Genomic DNA, 19,493 nt, shown 5'->3' on the forward strand with positions numbered 1-19,493 from the left:
CTAAAACCCTTTAAATTCAGAATACTTGATAAATGATGACAGGCTAAAATCAATCATTACGCTTTAGCCAAGTAATAATTTGCCAGACATGAGCAAGAGCCCAGTTGTAAGAGGCAAATAATGCAATAAATAAGCTAAACATTATCCACTCTGGTACCTGATAAAACTCACCAGCCATACCACATAATGCTAATAATAAAGACAACAGCGTAATTCTAACAAGCGTCTGTTTACGGTTGTAACCGGCACGCTCAAAGATATGATGTAGATGATCACGATCAGGTTTAAACGGAGAGAATCCTTTTTTGATCCTTCGGTACATAATGGCAGTCATGTCCATTAAAGGTATCGCAATGAGGTACAACGCCGTGACAGGCGAAAAGACAACCTCATTCAGCACTGTACCCTGATGTACATTATAAGATTGGGTACCTAAGACTAACAACCACACTACGGTTAGCCCTATCAACATACTGCCTGCATCGCCCATGAATATTTTTTGTACTGATACAAAAGGCCAACGAAGATTGAAAAATAAATAAGCAAGGATAGCGGCATCAAAAAGTAAAGGTAACAAAAACCAATCATTTCCAGCACGATAAAATAGTACTGATAAAGATGTAAAAGTGACAAGACTCAGCATTCCCGCTAGGCCATCGATTCCATCAACCATATTGAAAGCATTAATCGACCCTATCACGGCAATAACCGTGACTAAAATACCAACATAGCCGAGTTTACACTCAAAAAAATAAAAAATATCACCCAACGTAGTCAGGTAAAATCCTGCACCAAAAATAAGTATTGAGGCCACAAGAACTTGAGCAACGAGCCGTAGCCGCACAGATAAATCATAACGATCGTCCAGTACGCCAATGAAAAGAATTAATGCAGACGAAATAAGATATAAATTGAGGGTTTGACTACTTTTAATGAACAGCCCTGATGCGAGTAACACACTGCAAAAAATAGCAATTCCACCTATCAGGGGGATAGCACCATCGTGGCATTTACGCTCATTAGGTACATCTAATAAGCCAACCTTGGCAGCAATAGGTTTGAATACTAAAATGGCCGTAAAACTAAATATAAAAGCTGTTATAAAAGGAACTAAATAATCCATCATCTCATCCTTAAGTACTTATAAAACTACTTATTATAAAACCTAACATTGTAAAAAGTCATTTAACGCGAGGTATCCTACCACCTTTGGCGGTAGTTAGCTGTCTGGTATTATAATTATGCTGACATAAATTAATAGCTAAATAAGTCATTCGTGTGATGGCTGAGTAAACGTAAAGGTTTTATGCAGAAAAGCCGTTATTCGCCAAATGTTTGCAATGACAGAGAAATAAATAGCAAAAGTCACTAAGAATGAAAAAAACATGATTGATTCAGGCACATTATACAACTCTGACATAATACCAACGCCAGCCATTACAGATGCTAATAGACAAATAACCAGTAATGACAGACTTGACGATAAACCAATGCGCTGACAAATATGATGTAGATGTTCTCTATCAGGTTTGAAAGGCGATTGCCCCTTTCTGATCCTTCTGGTCATAATACAAACCATGTCCATCAGCGGTAATGCAATAAACCATAAGGCTGTTACAGGGCGAATAACCAGCACATTTTCGCCTTGGCTAGCTTCAATCAATAACCAGATAGCCGTAAAACCGATAAACATACTGCCAGCATCCCCCATAAACACCTTGAATCGACGACCAAACGGAAAGCCTAAGTTCAGCATGATATAGGGGAGCATCGCACCAACGAACAGCATGCAGTAAAGCGCTAAATAGTCCTTGCCGGCAAGATAAAACATTAAACCAAGGGCTGAGAATGTCACAGAAGCTAGACCACCTAACAAACCATCAATGCCGTCAACCATATTAAAGGCATTAATGGCCCCGATGACCGCAAAAATGGTGACGATATAACTCATATAAGTTGGAATAACTAACGCCGAATCACTGAACATAGCACCAAGGTAATGCAAACTTTTATAACCAACCAAAATCATCGCAAGTGAAATCCCCGCCTGCACCACCAAGCGAGACTTAAAACTTAAATCGTACCTATCATCTAACGCCCCCAAGACAATGAGCACGGTTGAACATGCAACGTAAAGCTGCAAAGCATGAGTGATGGGAAAAAGCACGAACAAGGCAATCATTAAGGTAAAATAAATTGAAATACCGCCAACGAGTGGGATCTGACCCACATGGTGTTTACGCTCATTGGGCTTATCCACTAATCCAACCCGTTTAGCCAACTTCCTGAAAGCAAACAGACTGATAAAAGAAAGGCAGAAAACAAAAATGACTGAAGTGGTAGTGGGCATATATGACTCTGGCTGATGGAGAATTAAACACATCGAAAAACATAAAATGATTGTGCTGAAAATAAAAATGTAAACTATGGTGAATTGAAAATAAAAGGGGTAATTTAAGCAAAAAAAGGGTGAGAACAAGACAAAAAGTGTCTCAGAACCGTCTCACCCTGTTCGTATCACATTGACTAATATGACAATATCATTTCGGCCTAATAGGGTTGACTATTGATAATGTGTAGCGTTAATCAGCACCAAACAAATCTCGAGTATAAACTTTATCAGCCACATCTTTGATTTCATCAACCATACGGTTTGATACAATGACATCTGAAGTGGCTTTAAACTCTTCAAGTGACTTAATGACTTTTGAATGGAAAAACTCAGTCTCTTCAAGTACAGGCTCGTACACCACAACCTCAATACCTTTGGCTTTCAAGCGTTTCATGATCCCTTGTATACTTGATGCTCTAAAGTTGTCTGAACCAGCTTTCATAATTAAACGGTAAATGCCGACAACCTTAGGTTCACGCTTAAGAATTGACTCCGCAATAAAGTCTTTGCGAGTAGTGTTAGAATCAACAATTGCACCAATAATATTATTAGGCACATCAGCATAATTTGCGCGAAGTTGCTTGGTATCTTTGGGTAAGCAATAGCCGCCATAGCCAAACGAAGGGTTGTTATAATGATTTCCTATGCGCGGATCTAAACTAACCCCTTCAATAATTTGTCGAGAATTTAAACCATGAGATTCAGCATAGGTATCTAACTCATTAAAGTAAGCAACTCGCAATGCCAAGTAGGTATTAGAAAAAAGTTTAATGGCTTCCGCTTCAGTTGAGTTAGTGAACAATACATCAATATTTTCTTTTACTGCACCTTCAACTAATAAATTAGCAAACACTCTAGCCCGCTCACTTTGTTCACCAACGATAATACGCGACGGATAGAGGTTATCGTGTAATGCTTTACCTTCACGTAAAAACTCAGGTGAGAAAATTAGATTATTACAACCCAATTGCTGTTTGATGCTCGCGGTATATCCAACTGGAACGGTAGATTTAATTATCATTATAGCCGATGGATTAATCGCCATAACATCATTAATTACAGACTCAACTGAGAAGGTATTAAAGTAATTCGTTATTGGATCATAATCTGTAGGAGTGGATATAATTACATAGTCAGCATTTTTATAAGCTAAATTCTTATCTAGCGTAGCTGTGAAGTTCAATGATTTGTTTGTTAGAAAGTCTTCTATTTCTGTATCTGCGATAGGAGAGATACCTTGATTAAGCATGGATATTTTTTCTGCAATAATATCAACCGCAATCACTTCATTGTGTTGCGCTAATAACATAGCGTTTGAAAGGCCTACATAGCCTGTGCCTGCGATAGCAATTTTCATGACAAAACCTTAATAATTTTTTTAACTCATAATGAATTCGGAAATTTCTTCTGATTTGAAAAAAGAAATCTTCTCAAAAGGTACAAACTGAAAACCCTTGGTCATTTCAATAAAACGACCAATATCAGCGACATCCGAACATACAAGAGCGTGTTTATTTATAGCCATATAATTTGCAATATCAGACTGATGTTTATCAACTCTTTCAAAATTAGGCACAATTATTATTTTTTTGTTCATTTCTAATAATGTATATATAGAACCTGCACCAGCATGTGTGATAATCAAATCAGCAGAGTCATATAATTCATTGATCTCATTTGCGAATGAAAAAAAAGAACCATTTCGGGGTGAATATTCACCACTATCGGATACTTGAAAAGTAAAATTTAATATTTTATTTTTCCCAGCATAATTATCAACATTAATAATCAAACTATCAAACTTAGTTGTTCCTACAGTGACAAATATATTCACAGTAACCCCGCATAAATAGCCTTAGGATAAATTTTTATTAACTCTTTATTCTGGATATAAAAACGGTCAGAAATATAGTACATAAGGCTACCAGTGAAGGACTTTGTTGTGAATCTAGACCAAGTTTCAATATGAACGATCTTTGCACCTCTTAATTTGAAAAACAAAGAAACAAGAAAACAAAGCCCTGGTCCAGTAGATATGACCACATCAACCTTATGTTCATGGTTTACTTTAAAAAGACTTTTCAAAACGGTTAAAGGACCAAAATTAGAAAATATTTCCATATGGTTATTCTTATTTCTAACCTCTCCGGTGACATAATGACAAGATGACCATGTTGGATTTATTGTATTATCCGAAATCGAAATTAACTTAGAATCAGCCAAAAGAGGTTTAATTTTTGGAACAAGTCGGTTCATTTGTGCGGAATGACCACCTACACCATAAGTTAGCAGTATTTTTTTTGTTGAGTTCATACACTCCCCTCAAAAGATTAAGCAATTTAGTCACAAAGTTAAAATTAAAAATGAGTAAAATTGACGACGGGACGTAGGTACGATCAATGATACTAATTAAACACATATAATAAAAATGAATAGATACGTAACAAAACATGAAAAACTGAAAGTACAACGAAGTTTAGCTGTTCTTCCACTATTTTAGAATCATACTATTTGGCTGTAGTAATCGCATTGTTTTGGGGTTTTGACAGGTAAATCCATAAACAGAATGACACAATTGGATTGCTGCACTTCAGAGTTTTTGGTGACTAAATGACCATTATAACTATTAGAGATGTATGATTCAGGACCAGGACAATCGAATGTAAGCGCAGTCCCGCTCCAAGCTAAAGTATCTATACCAATCAGCCATGTCATTCTGTACGTCATAGTGTGGAAAATAAAATAAATCCTACTTCTAAATTGTGTTCCTTCAACTTCACTAACCTATCAAGTTACTTAATTTGAAGAAGTCTGTTCAGGATAAATTTTATTACCTTAAGATAGTATTGAATCGCCTAAAAAAATTTAATTGTAGAAGCAAGCCTGCTCATTTAACAAATATACACAAAACATTAATTTACTTATAGTTAAGCACCTTTAAACTTTAGATGAAATTTCATTTAATTTATTCGACAAGACTTTTAAAGTTCGACATGAATTATATCTATTTAAAACAGTGTTTCTAGACTGATTAGACATCATTCCAAAACTCAACTTATCCATTAAAATATATTTTTTCATACACCTAACAAAATCAGAAGGATCTTTAAAAATGAAACCATTCTCACCACTGGATATGTACTCCCTAAATGCTGGGATATCTATACACATAGCAATACCACCAGTAGACATAAATTCCAACGGAACTAAACCCAAACTCTCGTATTCTGATGTTTGAATTAGGATATCATTCTCTTTATAAATTTGACGGAGTTGCTTCTGAGATGCTAATTCAAGGTACTTGACATTGTAGCCTTTAAGCTCTTTTTTCAATGTAATACTTAAGGGGCCAGATCCAACAACAGTAACTTCAACAAATTGAGAGTATTCTGGGCATTCGTGGTAAAAACTTTTAATGCAGTCAGACATAAGTAGTGGACGTTTAACAGGAACTAATCTAGCAACAAATAATATTTTACATGTTCTAGTAACTCTCGATTTAAAGTTAAAAAAATCACAGTCAACACCTCCTGAAGGTGTGATTATCACTTTATCTTCTTTAAGTTTATATGTCTTAGATATTAAATTAAAAAAACTATTTGACGGCAGAACAACTAATTCAGACTTGGAAATAACATTATTATTAATAATTTCTTTTAGTTTAAAAAAATACTTAGACCTCTGCGACTGATTAATTAAATCACCGCCATGGAAATGAGCAATAATTTTAAACTTACGAAAAAGCTTTATAAATAAAACAGGTAGCCCTGTATGCGAAGGAAAATGAAGATAAACACAGGATGGCTTATACTTAATTATGGAGTAGATAATATTAATATAAAAATTGATATATCCGATTAATTTAAAAAAACGTTTATTTTCTATTTTAGATATTGCCACGATTTTACAATCGTGACCATTATCTATTAATCCTTCAGTTATTTTTTGTACGAAAGTTCCATAAAAAGGAAATTCTTTACTCGGATACATATTACTTACGACAAGGATGCTCATCAAGCGCTCCAACTACATTTATATTATTAGCATTAGGAATTGTAGACATTGCTATGAGTAAGCTCCAAGAAATACTAAGCATACCTGAAGTCCAAACATGACCTGCAATAAAAGCAAAAATAAGAAGTGAAAAATTAACAACAAGAGCGGCTGCGCCAAAAGGGTTATTTAGATTTTTAATTGAATAAGCAAGTGTGCATATTGAAAAAACTACCATAACAATAACAGCTAGAACACCATAAAGATTGTATACATCAATAGGATCTATTTCAAGAAGATATTTACCTATACTTTTATCTACGAAAGTAGAACCGTAACCGAAGAAGGATATAGCCCAACCATTACTATCATTAAAGTGCTCAAATAATTGTGTAACCCAAACATCTCGTCCTGAAAATATTAAACGTAATAATCCCCCATTAGAGAAATTGTATATTATCTTACCAATAGCTGGAATTGAAGATAAACTATCTACTAGATTAACCACACCAAGTGCAATTAAACTTATAACGACTAAGAAAAATATTATAAATTTACTTGTAAAAATCTTTTTCCTCTGGGAAATGACTAGTAAAGCAAAGGGTAGAAGTACAGAAAAGACAATACCAGATTTAGTTCCAATTGAAAATCCAATTAAAACAACCAGTATTGAATAAATAAAATATACTTTTTTAGTTCTAAAATTAAGTATAGTTTGAAGCTTAAAGGAGCTTAGTACTATAAAAAGGGCGCTTAATTCATTACCAGCAAAGAAATAACCTTTAAAACCAACTTGGGAGCTAGCATATGTAGAAAATCCGAAACCTAAATATCCAGAAAGAACATTGATTACAACAACCCAAAAACCCAAATTAAGACAAAGGTAAGCGTTCTTATTAAATGACGAACGCCCCGTATTTTTTAACTCAATAAAAAAAAGAGTAAATAATATAATTGAAAAAAATTTAAGGCCAATTGTCATCTCATAAGTTAAAGCATCTTTTCCGAAAAACAAAAATTTAAAATAAGAAACAAATAAAATATAATATAGGAATGAGATTAAAAAGATGAAAGAAACAAAGTTAGCCCTCATGATCACAATCATACACAGTACAATAAGTATCGATTTATATAAAAGTGAAATTTTAAGGTCTACACCTACTTGCAGAGAAAAGAAACCTGATAAAAAATCAAGTAAAACCGAGGGAATAATAATAAACCAGCACACACTGCTCAGTGATACTTTATATTTCCTTTTTTCAGCACAACTAATATTATTTTTAACCAACTATCGCACCTATAGGAATTAAGACTCGTAGATAATAATAGTAATAATTGAAGTCAGTATTTTATTACCGTCAATCATTAGGAAAAATAAGCAATGCATCCCAATGTTTTTTTATTGTATTAAAATCGTAACGAGTTGCCAACGTCAAAGCATTCTCGGAGTAATATTGAAAATTATTCTCGATAAGTTTGATTGCATTATGGAAATTTTTTTCGTCCCAAGTCTTATCAATTATAACGCCATTATTTGTTACAATATCAGGAACAGAAGCATATGTATTCCTAATTATTATTGGCAAACCTCTTGACATAGCTTCGATCAGCGTAATCCCATACCCTTCACTTTCACTATTCATAACAAATATACTATGATCATCTAATACATTTTTCACTTTACTAACTGGACCGTTTATAGTCACATTTTGTAAGTTGGTAGCAAGATTCACTAATAACGCTTTGTCTGGTCCATCACCGTAAACATTCAAATGATAGTCAGGCAAAGAAGACATAGCATTTATAACAAGGTCTATTCTTTTTATAGCGTTATCATATCGCGCAATGATCACAATCTTCTTATTATTTTTAACTTTAGGATGGTCAATAATTTTAATAGGTGACATATGTCTGATGCAATGCAACCGCGAGTCTTCGAGTAAAAGAGCTTTTTTTAATATCGTTTTCTCAAAACTTGATAAGCAAATAACATCATAATACGAAGTTATTATCTTTAGTAATTTTATGTCATTATTTATTAATAATTTATTGTTTAGTAGAACATCTTTGTGCGTATGCTGCACGATAAACTTAGGAGATTTTACCTGCATAAATATGGGAATAAAATGGTCAAAATGTAAATTAACTATTAACACATCATATTTTAAGTCTAGTGCACTTATTCTATTAGATAGAAATCGGCGAGCTATTTTTTTAGAAATACAAAATAACAATGAGAAAAGAAAATACCCTAACCACTTATGTTTAAAAATATAGTAAATATTATTTACATTTTTCTTTTTAAAGCGATCATAACTTACTAGAAACATTGTTTCTGGATACATTTTTTGTATATTTTTAGAAAAAGTCTCTATTCCCCCAATGCCATTTGGGTCAGTGCCAACTATAAGTACTTTCATTATTCACCAATAAATATTGAGTTGATTCAGCAAACATTGTGCAAAAATTTTTGCATTTGCTTTTTTACTCTCACAATTTCCGCTTCATCTATGTGCTTTTCAGAACATAGTGAAATCAAAGTAGCTACACTCTCTGTGCAATCAGGAGTATATGACATGAAATCTTTAGCTAATGTACCAAGGTGATAGTCATCAAATTTGAAACCGTCACCTAAAACACGGTCTGAGACTTTAATCCACTTATTAGGAATTAAATATGAGTCAGAAGCAATTAGTCCATGTAAGGAGGACGAAATAATATTTTCACATGATAATAGGTCATCAATAAATTCCTCATGTCCTTGTTGAACGTTAATAATTTTTATACCTAATTTTTTGCAGTGCAAAGTAAAATCAGAGTTTTTTTCTGTATAATGTGGTATAAATCCAATATTAAATTTCTTATCTATTTTTGGTTTGTAGTAATCACTGATGAGCAGACCCAAGTCACCATATGACTCTGGTACATATAAACCTAATTCAATTAACCTCTTTCGTGTATTTGGCCCTCTTACAAATAGAATATCACCAATATTATTTTTATTCACAATAGCATTGTTTGATATTAAACCTGCGCCGTATATATTTACTTTTATATTTTTAGGGATAAATTGAATGATACTTCCTATAGGTAAAATCACATCCCCAAAACTAATACGATTAAGTTTAACAATTTTTTTATTAGTAGCTTTAGAAAGGATAAAATAATTTATGTCATCCCCCCAATTCATGTGTACTGGGTATTTTGATGTAAAAAAAGAAAATAATACATCTTCTTTCTTCAAATATTTGTGATTTATGAGATTGATAATATCTTTTAGATAGTAGCCAACTGTGCCAATAATATCATTTTTTAAGTATTTTAGAATACCTATGTTTTGCAACACTGCTTTCAAAATAAGAATGTTGAGTTTATTAGGAACTTTTTTAGATTTAAGTTTTGAAAATAACTTAATAAAATCAACTAACTTTTGAAATTGTTTACCTTTCAAAAGTTTTTCTTCTTCAATCAAAATTAAATCTGATTTTAATATATGTAGTATATTTGAAGACGTGACATCATACATATTTATTTCGTGATAAACGTTAACGACCTTCTTTCGATTAGAAACTAGCGACACTTCACCAGCAACAAAAGCTCTAGCTAATATTATTTTTTCAAAAGTAGCTACATCACATTCAGTAAGTATATCAAACGATTCGAATACTTGCTTTTTAAGCATAAAACTCGTATTGATTAAAATTGGAAGTCGAGCCTCTACATAAGTATCTATAGATACATACATTTCATCTTTAATATAATTATCAACATACAAAGCACCTACTGCACGCTCTTTTGATGAAATACTGTTAAGCATGTTAATAATATCTAATTCATAGCCAACCCTAGTAATAACAATAGTGTCAGAACTCGCTTTTTCGACAAATTCATTTATACTTGAAACTTCATTTATTGTATTAATAGGATCTTTATAAAAATAATTATTATGCAGCACCATTATTTGATCACATTGCGATGAATAGCTATTAATAGCGTTAATAACTTTGTTTTGTTCATTAGTTTCACTAATTAACAGTAGTGATACAGACATTGAAACTCCCACTTAAATACCTTGCGATGTAACATTAGATGTCAATAATCACCGAATGTACTGGATATAATATTAACAAAGAACATTACTAAATAAACTATAGTAATTTTATCACCACAATAACAAATTTAGATAACATTAATATTTCTAAAAATTAATCAACTGTTCGACTTTAATTTTTTAATCATATCCAATGTTAATCTTAGTGATTTAAATTTAAAGATATATGATAAAATAATATATAAAAATAAAGAGAAAATACCTATTACTATTAAATCAAGAGCACTACTTAAATTTAAATAAATTTGTAAATACCAAACGTTTAAAGCAATAATTGTAGAAAGAAGTAAGCTAGGCAAAAAATCACGTACTTGTTGAAATAAATTATAATCAATCAATTTATTTGATAAATATACACTTGGATAATAATTTAGAATTTGACTACATATTTGACCAACTAATATAGCCAACACACCATACTCATAAGTAAAGTATAAAGTTAAAAAACCAGTTGTTTTTTTAATAATTTCTAAATATAAGTACCAATCCGTTTTCCCTTTAATTTTTATTATGTTTAAGTTTACAGAAATAATGGGAATAGCAAGACAGGATAAACACATCAATTGTAAATATGGAACTGCAGGTAACCACTGTTCAGGCAGTACAACCTTAAAAATCAATTCAGATAGAGCAACAAAGATCAACAGAACTGGGTAAAAAACAAATGTCATCACTTGGATTATTTTTTGAAAAGCTATTTTTAATCGCTCTGGTTCATTTTGAATCGAAGATAATGCAGGAAATGTTACAGATTGAATTGAAGTAATTAATTGACTGATAATAAGCTCCTTAATCCTATCAGCAAAAAAATAAAGACCAGCTAAGCTGACAGTAAACATTTTTGCGATTAACATCACAAAAATATTCTTGTAGATAGTATCTAAAATACTAGAAAGAAACAATTTGTAACCATAGGTATACATTTCAATAAACGATACTTTATCAAAAGTCAAACTAGGTCGCCAAGAGGTTTTTACCCATAAGAAAATCGATATAAACAGGGAAGATATTAATGTCTGAGAAATCAAAGACCATACACCAAGTCCTACATAAGCTAGGATAACAGCGCTTAAACCTGATAACATAGTAGCAGGTACATTGGCTTTCAATAATGTTTTGAAATCTATTTCTTTCGTAAATATTGCACTAGGAACAACTTGAAATGCATTAAATATTATCGAAATTGAAGCGACACGTAATAATAATATAAGCCTTTCTTCACCATAAAATGAAGCTACGTAGGGCGCAGAAACGAATAGTACAGAATATGCTAAAATAGCAAAAATAAAATTTGCGTAAAATGCAGTGTTAATATCTAGATTAGTAAGATCAACTTTTCTAATTATGGCTTGCTTAAAGCCAGACTCCATTAAGGCACTACCCAATGCCAAAAATAGAGATATCATCGCTACTAACCCATAATCTTCAGGAGTAAGGAAATAAGCGAGTAGCAAGGTAACGAATACAGATATACCCCGTCGACTAAGTTGTTCCAGAAAATTCCAGAAAAATCCAATAATTGATTTTTTACTTAACATAACGGATTACACTACTTATAATTTTAAAAAATATAAACTTAATTTTAGTAACCCAGTTGAACTTATAATTAGCAAGCTTTATTAATTCATTCTTTTGTTGATTCGTAAGCCGTCTATTTCTGATGACTTTTTCAGTTCTTTTAATTAAAACTTGATCATAAATAACTTTATATTCAAAGTTCATAATTTCATTTAACTTGCGATTTCTTTTAATAAAGCTCTTATAATCCGTTATTAGTGCATCTGAAGATTGAGTAATTGATGAACTCCATGATCCTTCATGCATCGTTCTATATACACACATTCTGTCTGGTAAATAAACTGCTTTAGATTTATATGCACCTAATATTTGAATAGTTGAGTGCCACATACTTTCTGAGAAAAAGTCAGGGTATTTATTAAACCATTCAAGATATAGATATTTTCTTGTAAAAATCGAAGCCATTGGCATAAACCCCCCACTGCACCTCAGTATATCTTCAAACGATTTTGTGGTAATATCTTCTCCATAAAATCCATATTCATCATCTTGAATAACATTATTTGTGTGCAAAGATAAAGCCGGGTGAAAAACCAAATTCACATCCTTAAATTCAATTAAATAATCTAATTGTTTCTGTAATTTAAAATCATCAATCCAGTAATCATCACCTTCACAGCAAGCTATAAATTCGCCAGTAGCCGCGCTAATTAAATTATAGTATGCTGTTTTACCTTCACTATAAATATTTCTTTCCGGATATACTAATTTAAAAACCTCAGGAAACTTTTTAACATAATCACCAATAAGAGCTCTTGACTTATCTGTAGAGCAGTCATCAAATATAACAATCTCTAAGTTGAAACTACCTTTTTGAGATAAGAAAGAATCAATAGATTTATTTAAATACTTCTCATGATTGAAAATTAAACAACAGATACTTATTGTAGGTTTCATATAAAATCAATTTACCAATTTATGTTCTAGAGATATTAAGTTTTTACTTCTAGGTTTTATTCTTTTCACGGGAACACCAGCATAAACAAAATAACCAAAACAACTTTTGTTTACTAAACTAAGTGCACCTATTGCAGCTCCGTCTCCAATTGTTACACCAGGTAAAACTACTGTACCGCAACCTAAAACAACATGCTTACCAATAGATACGTCTTCATGATGTACATTTGTAAACTCTTCCGGCACCATAGGATTAGTCATATATTCACCACTATAGTCATCACTTGAACTATATATAGCGACTTTAGAGGATAAATTACTATAATCTTTTAAAGTTATTTTAGCCGCTCCAATCAGTGAACAATAGACCGCAATATGTATATAACTACCAATCTCGATACCACCTTTACCAGCAGAAAGTACCGAAAAATCGTCAATCCGTACATTATCACCAATTATAATTTTATCTGTTCTATAAAAACTTGCTTTGTCCGAGATGTTCACATTCTCACCTACGGATTTAAAGCCCATTCTTAGTAACTGATCTCTTGTTAGAATTGCCATATAGTCTATTAACCTGTCTCTTGATCAGATCTCATAAGCTCTCGCCATCAGCAATCATTTCTTTCGCGACTCGGTAGCCTACAACATGAGACTGTAATGTACTCCAACCTTCCCAAACCGCCGTCCAGCTTGCGATCCCTGTTCGTTTGGTATCGGTGAAACCACCCAGCTTTGCGATTGATTGATACGCCCATTTCAGACTCGGCGCTCCTTTATCTTTATGCCCTCTAGGCTTATTAAACCGCATTAGCACCTTCCATTCATCTTCTTCGAGCACCGTGTCACAGCGTTGAGCCTCCACTGCTTTGGCCTCCTCAAGCAGCCCTTTTTTACGTAAATAATAAGGGAGGGTGATGGCTTCTCTGAGTTGCAGTAAACGGACGCCGATAAAAGCTAAGATTGAAACCGCTCTTTCTAAATTCTTAGGCTCTGTCATTCTTTGGCGCTCAGCTCCTGCACCCGTTTTCCATGCTTTATGAAAATCTTCAATTCGCCATCTTGCTGTGTAAATATCAATAATATGAAGTGCTTGAATTAACGTATCGATTGGCTCTGTTGTTAATAGCACCCAGCGCAACGGCTCAGTAACGCTTTTTGATGTTTTTTCTTGAGCGTACACCACGTTTACTGGCTGAGTCTCACCTTTCGTTTTGAACGTAACCTGTGCCACTTTAATTGTTAGCTTGGCTTTTCTTGCCACGCGGTTTACAGGCTTCCCTTTACTATTTTTTGTCCCTTTCTGGGCGATATCGATAGTGTATTCACCCAGTTCGGCTTGTGATTCAAGATGTTCAAATAACGTAGCGTCAGTCTCTATCAGCGTTCTAGAATGTTTCGCTCGAACAACGAAACGTTCATTATGCTGCTGTTTATCTTGAATATAACTCAGTATGTCTGCTTCTCTATCACACACTGAAATGACACGTGACATGATGTCTCCCAAGCGTTGACGGCAGAAATAGGATGCTTCTGACCACTTACCACTTTCTTTTTCGTCAGCATCTTCAGGATTATTAGGACGAAGCCAGTATTCTTGATGAATGAGCCCGATAGTCTGAGTCGTGAAGCTGTCTAATAGCAGGGTTGAATGAACCCACCAACCACGTGATTTATCTGTCGTCGTCCCCAGTTTTCCAAGCTCTTCTGCTACTTGATGTTTGTAACTCAACGCAGTGGTGTCATCAATGGCTAATATCTCAGCATAGGGCTGGGCAAGCTCTGCAGTATGTTGAAAACCAGAAGCTCTGATCACTTCTGGAGAAATGTTGTCATTACGGATCAATCGATAAGCCCCTTCAATTTTAGCTTCATTACCTCGACATGATAAAGCGATCGACTTACCGCTACAACGCGCCATGTCGGCAGCGACTTCGATGACACGGTCAGTGCGACGCGAGTCACCAAATGAACCGTTTTTAAAGTGATTGTATGACCATTGCTCTGGGTTGAAAATTGACATCATTAATCTGCAAGTTGATTGAGTTACCAGATCTGATCATCGATTTGTCACAAAGTTCATTTTGCTTCAGATTTGTGTAGAAGAGTCAGGTCTATTAACCTTTAAGAGCTAGCTTAATAATGTTTGTAACCTCTAATACGTCACTTATTTTTAAATAATAGTGAAGAGGTAAACAGAGAATACCCTCTGAAATCTTTCTACTTTCTATAGCGCTAAATGTTTTTTGTTTTTTGTATGCAACATCGAGAGATGGTGTAAAATATCGTCGGTGCTGTACACCACTTAAATTAAGGTTTTCAATTACTTTATTAAGTAACTCTTTATTTTCTATATAAATGGGCATATAAGCACCGTTGTAACTTCCCTTAATATGCCAATCAGGCATTTTAACATAGTCTTTTAGTTCTTGCCTATAGAGTTCAAATAACTCTACTCGATGTTTCGTAACTTGATCTATTTCATCAAGTAAGGTTAAACCAACAGCACATTGATATTCATTTAACTTTGCGTTGATACCTGGTTCTCCTAAATCACCATTGGCATCAATTCCGAAATTTATTAGCTGTTTGGCTTTCTCGTAGTCAGATTTATTTTTAAAAACAATTGCTCCACCTTCAACAGTATGGAATAGTTTAGTTGCATGAAAACTTAAGGTACTTGCATCGCCATAATTAAGAACGGATTCGCTACCGACTTTTACATTAAAAGCATGAGCTGCATCATAGATAACTTTCTTATTATATTTTAGTGCTACTTGGCTTATAGCATCAACATCACAAGGATTACCATATACATGTGTTGCTACAATGCCATCATATCTGGGCTCTATACTTAAAGCTTTACCAAGTGCTTCTGGACATAAATTGTATGATTCTGAATCTATGTCACTAAACGCTATGTCTATACCTTGCCACAATAGAGAGCTTGTAGTCGCAACAAAACTAAACGGTGTAGTGATAGCAGAATTAATATCAAGCGCTTTACAAGCTACTTGAAGTGCAAGTGTTCCATTTGATACAAGTAATAAATTCTTAACACCTAAATAAGATTCTAATTTTTGTGTCAATATTTCATGAAGTGGACCAAAATTTGTGTACCATTCATTATTATTCACTTGCTCAAGATATTTAGTTAATTTATCAAGTTCAGGTTTAAGTGGTTTGTTCAATAAAATATTCATATTTATTCTTTAATTAATTCGAGCAAATATTGACCGTAATTATTTTTTAATAATGGTTTTGCTAATCTCGCTATGTCTAATTTATCCAACCAACCATGATTAAAAGCTATTTCCTCTAGACAAGCTATTTTATATCCTTGACGCTTCTCTATTGTTTCAACAAAGGTAGCAGCTTCGAGTAAACTGTCGTAAGTACCAGTATCCAACCAAGCAAAACCACGTCCTAATAACTCAACATTTAAATCCTCAAGTTGTAGGTAAGCTTGATTGATAGATGTGATCTCTAACTCACCTCGCTCTGATGGCTGAACATTTCTAGCAATATCTATAACGCGATTATCGTAAAAGTAAAGACCAGTAACTGCAAAATTAGATTTTGGTTTATCAGGTTTCTCTTCAATACTAATCACTTTTTGATTTTGATCAAACGCTACCACACCAAAACGTTCGGGATCTTTTACTTGGTAACCAAAAACAGTTGCTCCTGATATTCTAGAAGAAGCTTTCTTGAGTATTGGAGAAAAACCTTGACCCCAGAAAATATTGTCACCTAAGGCAAGACATACACTACTGTCACCAATAAATTCTTCACCAATGATAAATGCTTGCGCTAGACCATCTGGTTTATTTTGTATGGCATACTCAAGCATAATCCCGAAATCAGAACCATCACCTAACAAGCGTTCAAAAGATGATTTATCTTCAGGCGTTGTAATAATTAATATTTCACGAATACCAGCTAGCATTAATACTGAAATAGGATAATAAATCATTGGTTTGTCATAGACAGGCAATAACTGTTTAGACACGCCCTTCGTAATAGGATAAAGACGAGTCCCTGAACCGCCCGCTAAAATAATGCCTTTCATAGTAAAATCAGTTCCTAGATAAATAGATCCTAGGTTAAAGAAAAACTAGGACATTAAAACAAAGTAATAAAAGAGATTAAATGCCTAACCGATCGCGTTTGTAAGTGCCATTTTGTACATGTTGACACCAAGTTTGGTTAGTTAAGTACCACTCGATGGTTTTACGCAAACCAGTTTCAAAAGTCTCTTGTGGTTGCCAGTTAAGCTCTTTACTCATTTTATTTGCGTCAATCGCATAACGACGGTCGTGCCCGGGTCTGTCTGTTACGTAAGTTATTTGATCTGCATAAGGAGTATCTTTTGGCACTAGAGTATCTAAAATACTACAGATGGTCTGTACCACTTCCAGGTTCTGCTTTTCATTATGACCACCAATATTGTAAGTCTCGCCTATTTTACCGGACGTCACTACTTTATAGAGTGCACGAGCATGGTCTTCTACATAGAGCCAATCACGTATTTGATCACCTTTGCCGTAGATTGGAAGTGGCTTCCCTTCTAACGCATTGAGGATCACTAAAGGGATTAACTTCTCTGGAAAATGATACGGACCATAGTTGTTAGAGCAGTTAGTCACAATGGTTGGTAAACCGTATGTCCGTAACCAAGCTCTGACTAGGTGGTCACTTGATGCTTTCGATGCAGAATAAGGGCTGCTTGGTGAATAAGATGTGTTTTCAGTAAATAATGGCAGCGTTTCATTAGAGCTCAGGCCATATAGATCATCTGGGTGAGGTAAATCACCATAGACTTCATCTGTTGAGATATGATGAAAACGAAATGCTTTCTTGGCATCGGTTGATAAAGTGTTCCAATATTCGCGAGTCGCTTCAAGTAGCGTATAGGTGCCTACGATATTGGTTTGAATAAAATCTGATGGTCCAGTGATAGAACGGTCCACGTGAGACTCTGCAGCTAAATGCATCACAGCATCTGGCTGGTGTTGTTTGAAGACTCTATCTAACTCAGCGCGATCGCAAATGTCGACTTGCTCGAAAACATAACGTTCACTTGACTCAACACTCACTAATGATTCAAGGTTACCAGCATAGGTTAATTTATCGACATTAATGATGCTATCTTGGGTGTTATTAATGATATGACGCACTACTGCAGAGCCGATAAAACCAGCTCCACCTGTGACTAAAATTTTCATTTGTATGTTTCCGAGAGGTCTTGATTAGCCTAAATAGAGGTCGTTTTAGGCGAGGTGAATTGAGTAGATACAATTTCCGATCTCAGCCTTATAAATCATGGTGAGACACTTTTAATTCATTTTGAGACAGGTCAATCTTCGCTAACCTGCATAGAGCCTAGGTTTTACGGTTTTCTTGAAAACCGTCCCAATAGGCTCATCTTTTTAATCTTCTTTTCTAACAAAATATCTAATTAATACCCACATGACACCTAACATACCACCCAGCATTGTGCCTAACACACAGATTAACGCTCGTTTAGGCTTTGATTTTTCTTCTGGTATTAATGCTGGGTCGATGGTTTTAAATACGTATTCATCGCGAACTTCTGCAAACATAATTGTTTTAGCTTGCTCTTCTATCAACTTATATAAAATTGAACGAATGTCGGCAACATTAGTTTGTTCAATTTGAGTTTTCAAAAATGCTGTACTGCGAGTAGCTTCTGCAACATCACGGTCCTTCATGACTTTATTGATGTCTTGCACTAACCAAATCACCCATTGCTGAGCAACTGAAGGTGAAAGGTGTTCAACAGAAACTGTGACCATACCCGTTTCTTTTGCAGCGTTAACGGCGATTATTTTAGTGAATACTTTATATGCTTCTTGCATTGACGGTTCAGGCTTAAACGGTGCATCGACTATACGAAGCCATTGTTTGTTTGCTTGATTATATAATTCATCATCATAACTGATCTTGTTATCAGCCATATTCCATTTTTTAGCCGCCATTAAGTCAGGCAAAATATTATGCTGCTGAATAAAGTCACTGGTAAATTGACGAGACTTCATCACCTCGATTGCCATTTGGGTTTTATCAACACCACCTCCACCGCCTAAATTGATGCCAGCCATACTTGCAAGGCCACCAAACTGTCCTGCAAGTGCAGCTAAACCGCCACCACCTTGCTCTGAGTCTGCAGGAGCTAACAGCGCTTCTGACTTATAGATATTAGGCTGGTTGATAGCAAAAATAACGGCACCAACTGCAAACACTGCAGTGATGGCAATAATTAACCACTTACCTTGCCAGATAACAGCAAATAGCTCACGAAGGTCGATTTCCTCGTTTTCAACGCTTCCCATTGGTTGGGGGGCATAGGGTTGAAATTGTGCATCTGGGTTTAATTGTTTATTTTGGTTATTCATAATTCTATTTTGTCTGGGAAGCAGTTGCTAGATTCTAGGACGCTTCGCGGCTAGAGCGCTACGCTGCTATAAAGTCAAAAGATACCAGCAGAAAACTGCTAAG

The 19,493-nt window shown here is 34.3% G+C and carries 18 protein-coding genes; all 18 read right to left on the reverse strand.

From position 1 onward, the window contains the following. Positions 1-49 precede the first annotated feature (49 nt). The 18 genes from wecA (EGC82_RS16295) to EGC82_RS16380 all read right to left on the reverse strand — a co-directional run bounded on the left by wecA (EGC82_RS16295) (position 50) and on the right by EGC82_RS16380 (position 19,390). Positions 50-1,123 carry a UDP-N-acetylglucosamine--undecaprenyl-phosphate N-acetylglucosaminephosphotransferase gene (wecA, locus tag EGC82_RS16295; RefSeq protein WP_124731687.1) on the reverse strand — a complete coding sequence of 358 codons (1,074 nt, stop codon included), beginning with the start codon at positions 1,121-1,123 and terminating at the stop codon, positions 50-52. 147 nt (positions 1,124-1,270) lie between these two features. Beyond that, a complete protein-coding gene (wecA, locus tag EGC82_RS16300; protein ID WP_124731688.1) occupies positions 1,271-2,350 on the reverse strand; it encodes a UDP-N-acetylglucosamine--undecaprenyl-phosphate N-acetylglucosaminephosphotransferase in 1,080 nt (359 codons plus the stop codon). 232 nt (positions 2,351-2,582) lie between these two features. After that, the gene (locus EGC82_RS16305; protein ID WP_124731689.1) at positions 2,583-3,749 is read right to left on the reverse strand and encodes a nucleotide sugar dehydrogenase; all 1,167 of its coding nucleotides are present in this window, start codon (positions 3,747-3,749) and stop codon (positions 2,583-2,585) included. Between the two features lie 21 nt (positions 3,750-3,770). Beyond that, a complete protein-coding gene (pssE, locus tag EGC82_RS16310) occupies positions 3,771-4,226 on the reverse strand; it encodes a PssE/Cps14G family polysaccharide biosynthesis glycosyltransferase (protein WP_124731690.1) in 456 nt (151 codons plus the stop codon). Continuing rightward, the gene (pssD, locus tag EGC82_RS16315; RefSeq protein ID WP_124731691.1) at positions 4,223-4,705 is read right to left on the reverse strand and encodes a PssD/Cps14F family polysaccharide biosynthesis glycosyltransferase; all 483 of its coding nucleotides are present in this window, start codon (positions 4,703-4,705) and stop codon (positions 4,223-4,225) included. Before pssD ends, pssE begins: the two co-directional genes overlap by 4 nt. Before the next feature lie 189 nt (positions 4,706-4,894). Continuing rightward, positions 4,895-5,107: a hypothetical protein gene (locus EGC82_RS16320; protein ID WP_124731692.1), complete on the reverse strand. Its 213-nt coding sequence runs from the start codon at positions 5,105-5,107 to the stop codon at positions 4,895-4,897. 222 nt (positions 5,108-5,329) lie between these two features. Continuing rightward, positions 5,330-6,406 carry a glycosyltransferase family 4 protein gene (locus EGC82_RS16325; protein WP_124731693.1) on the reverse strand — a complete coding sequence of 359 codons (1,077 nt, stop codon included), beginning with the start codon at positions 6,404-6,406 and terminating at the stop codon, positions 5,330-5,332. Continuing rightward, positions 6,384-7,673 carry an O-antigen ligase family protein gene (locus EGC82_RS16330; RefSeq protein WP_124731694.1) on the reverse strand — a complete coding sequence of 430 codons (1,290 nt, stop codon included), beginning with the start codon at positions 7,671-7,673 and terminating at the stop codon, positions 6,384-6,386. Before EGC82_RS16330 ends, EGC82_RS16325 begins: the two co-directional genes overlap by 23 nt. Positions 7,674-7,743: 70 nt before the next feature. Continuing rightward, a complete protein-coding gene (locus EGC82_RS16335; protein WP_124731695.1) occupies positions 7,744-8,805 on the reverse strand; it encodes a glycosyltransferase in 1,062 nt (353 codons plus the stop codon). A 26-nt stretch (positions 8,806-8,831) separates the two neighbouring features. Next, on the reverse strand, positions 8,832-10,436 hold the full coding sequence (locus tag EGC82_RS16340) for a polysaccharide pyruvyl transferase family protein (RefSeq protein ID WP_124731696.1): 1,605 nt from the start codon (positions 10,434-10,436) through the stop codon (positions 8,832-8,834). A gap of 158 nt (positions 10,437-10,594) precedes the next feature. Beyond that, complete coding sequence (locus tag EGC82_RS16345) at positions 10,595-12,034, reverse strand: lipopolysaccharide biosynthesis protein (protein ID WP_124731697.1); 1,440 nt, start codon at positions 12,032-12,034, stop codon at positions 10,595-10,597. Beyond that, positions 12,024-12,971 (reverse strand): glycosyltransferase, encoded by a 948-nt coding sequence (locus tag EGC82_RS16350; protein ID WP_124731698.1) that lies wholly within the window; start codon positions 12,969-12,971, stop codon positions 12,024-12,026. Before EGC82_RS16350 ends, EGC82_RS16345 begins: the two co-directional genes overlap by 11 nt. 6 nt (positions 12,972-12,977) lie before the next feature. Continuing rightward, positions 12,978-13,535: an acyltransferase gene (locus EGC82_RS16355; RefSeq protein ID WP_124731699.1), complete on the reverse strand. Its 558-nt coding sequence runs from the start codon at positions 13,533-13,535 to the stop codon at positions 12,978-12,980. 31 nt (positions 13,536-13,566) lie between these two features. Next, positions 13,567-14,997, reverse strand: a complete 1,431-nt coding sequence (locus tag EGC82_RS16360; protein WP_124731700.1) for an IS4 family transposase — start codon at positions 14,995-14,997, stop codon at positions 13,567-13,569. A gap of 91 nt (positions 14,998-15,088) precedes the next feature. Then, the gene (locus EGC82_RS16365) at positions 15,089-16,174 is read right to left on the reverse strand and encodes a DegT/DnrJ/EryC1/StrS aminotransferase family protein (protein WP_124731701.1); all 1,086 of its coding nucleotides are present in this window, start codon (positions 16,172-16,174) and stop codon (positions 15,089-15,091) included. 2 nt (positions 16,175-16,176) lie between these two features. Continuing rightward, positions 16,177-17,043, reverse strand: coding sequence for a glucose-1-phosphate thymidylyltransferase RfbA (rfbA, locus tag EGC82_RS16370; RefSeq protein WP_124731702.1), 867 nt, complete (start codon positions 17,041-17,043; stop codon positions 16,177-16,179). Between the two features lie 76 nt (positions 17,044-17,119). Next, on the reverse strand, positions 17,120-18,199 hold the full coding sequence (gene rfbB / locus EGC82_RS16375; RefSeq protein WP_124731703.1) for a dTDP-glucose 4,6-dehydratase: 1,080 nt from the start codon (positions 18,197-18,199) through the stop codon (positions 17,120-17,122). Positions 18,200-18,403: 204 nt separating this feature from the next. Next, positions 18,404-19,390, reverse strand: a complete 987-nt coding sequence (locus EGC82_RS16380) for a Wzz/FepE/Etk N-terminal domain-containing protein (RefSeq protein ID WP_124731704.1) — start codon at positions 19,388-19,390, stop codon at positions 18,404-18,406. Between the last annotated feature and the right edge of the window lie 103 nt (positions 19,391-19,493).

The sequence above is a fragment of the Shewanella livingstonensis genome (assembly GCF_003855395.1).
In the GTDB taxonomy this organism is placed as follows: Bacteria; Pseudomonadota; Gammaproteobacteria; order Enterobacterales; family Shewanellaceae; genus Shewanella; species Shewanella livingstonensis.

What these genes read in the sequence shown, in the direction of transcription:
- wecA (WP_124731687.1), bottom strand. Translation starts at nt 1,123, where the DNA reads ATGGATTATTTAGTTCCTTTTATAACAGCTTTTATATTTAGTTTTACG.
- wecA (WP_124731688.1), bottom strand. Translation starts at nt 2,350, where the DNA reads ATGCCCACTACCACTTCAGTCATTTTTGTTTTCTGCCTTTCTTTTATC.
- EGC82_RS16305 (WP_124731689.1), bottom strand. Translation starts at nt 3,749, where the DNA reads ATGAAAATTGCTATCGCAGGCACAGGCTATGTAGGCCTTTCAAACGCT.
- pssD (WP_124731691.1), bottom strand. Translation starts at nt 4,705, where the DNA reads ATGAACTCAACAAAAAAAATACTGCTAACTTATGGTGTAGGTGGTCAT.
- EGC82_RS16320 (WP_124731692.1), bottom strand. Translation starts at nt 5,107, where the DNA reads ATGACATGGCTGATTGGTATAGATACTTTAGCTTGGAGCGGGACTGCG.
- EGC82_RS16325 (WP_124731693.1), bottom strand. Translation starts at nt 6,406, where the DNA reads ATGAGCATCCTTGTCGTAAGTAATATGTATCCGAGTAAAGAATTTCCT.
- EGC82_RS16335 (WP_124731695.1), bottom strand. Translation starts at nt 8,805, where the DNA reads ATGAAAGTACTTATAGTTGGCACTGACCCAAATGGCATTGGGGGAATA.
- EGC82_RS16340 (WP_124731696.1), bottom strand. Translation starts at nt 10,436, where the DNA reads ATGTCTGTATCACTACTGTTAATTAGTGAAACTAATGAACAAAACAAA.
- EGC82_RS16345 (WP_124731697.1), bottom strand. Translation starts at nt 12,034, where the DNA reads ATGTTAAGTAAAAAATCAATTATTGGATTTTTCTGGAATTTTCTGGAA.
- EGC82_RS16350 (WP_124731698.1), bottom strand. Translation starts at nt 12,971, where the DNA reads ATGAAACCTACAATAAGTATCTGTTGTTTAATTTTCAATCATGAGAAG.
- EGC82_RS16355 (WP_124731699.1), bottom strand. Translation starts at nt 13,535, where the DNA reads ATGGCAATTCTAACAAGAGATCAGTTACTAAGAATGGGCTTTAAATCC.
- EGC82_RS16360 (WP_124731700.1), bottom strand. Translation starts at nt 14,997, where the DNA reads ATGATGTCAATTTTCAACCCAGAGCAATGGTCATACAATCACTTTAAA.
- EGC82_RS16365 (WP_124731701.1), bottom strand. Translation starts at nt 16,174, where the DNA reads ATGAATATTTTATTGAACAAACCACTTAAACCTGAACTTGATAAATTA.
- rfbA (WP_124731702.1), bottom strand. Translation starts at nt 17,043, where the DNA reads ATGAAAGGCATTATTTTAGCGGGCGGTTCAGGGACTCGTCTTTATCCT.
- rfbB (WP_124731703.1), bottom strand. Translation starts at nt 18,199, where the DNA reads ATGAAAATTTTAGTCACAGGTGGAGCTGGTTTTATCGGCTCTGCAGTA.
- EGC82_RS16380 (WP_124731704.1), bottom strand. Translation starts at nt 19,390, where the DNA reads ATGAATAACCAAAATAAACAATTAAACCCAGATGCACAATTTCAACCC.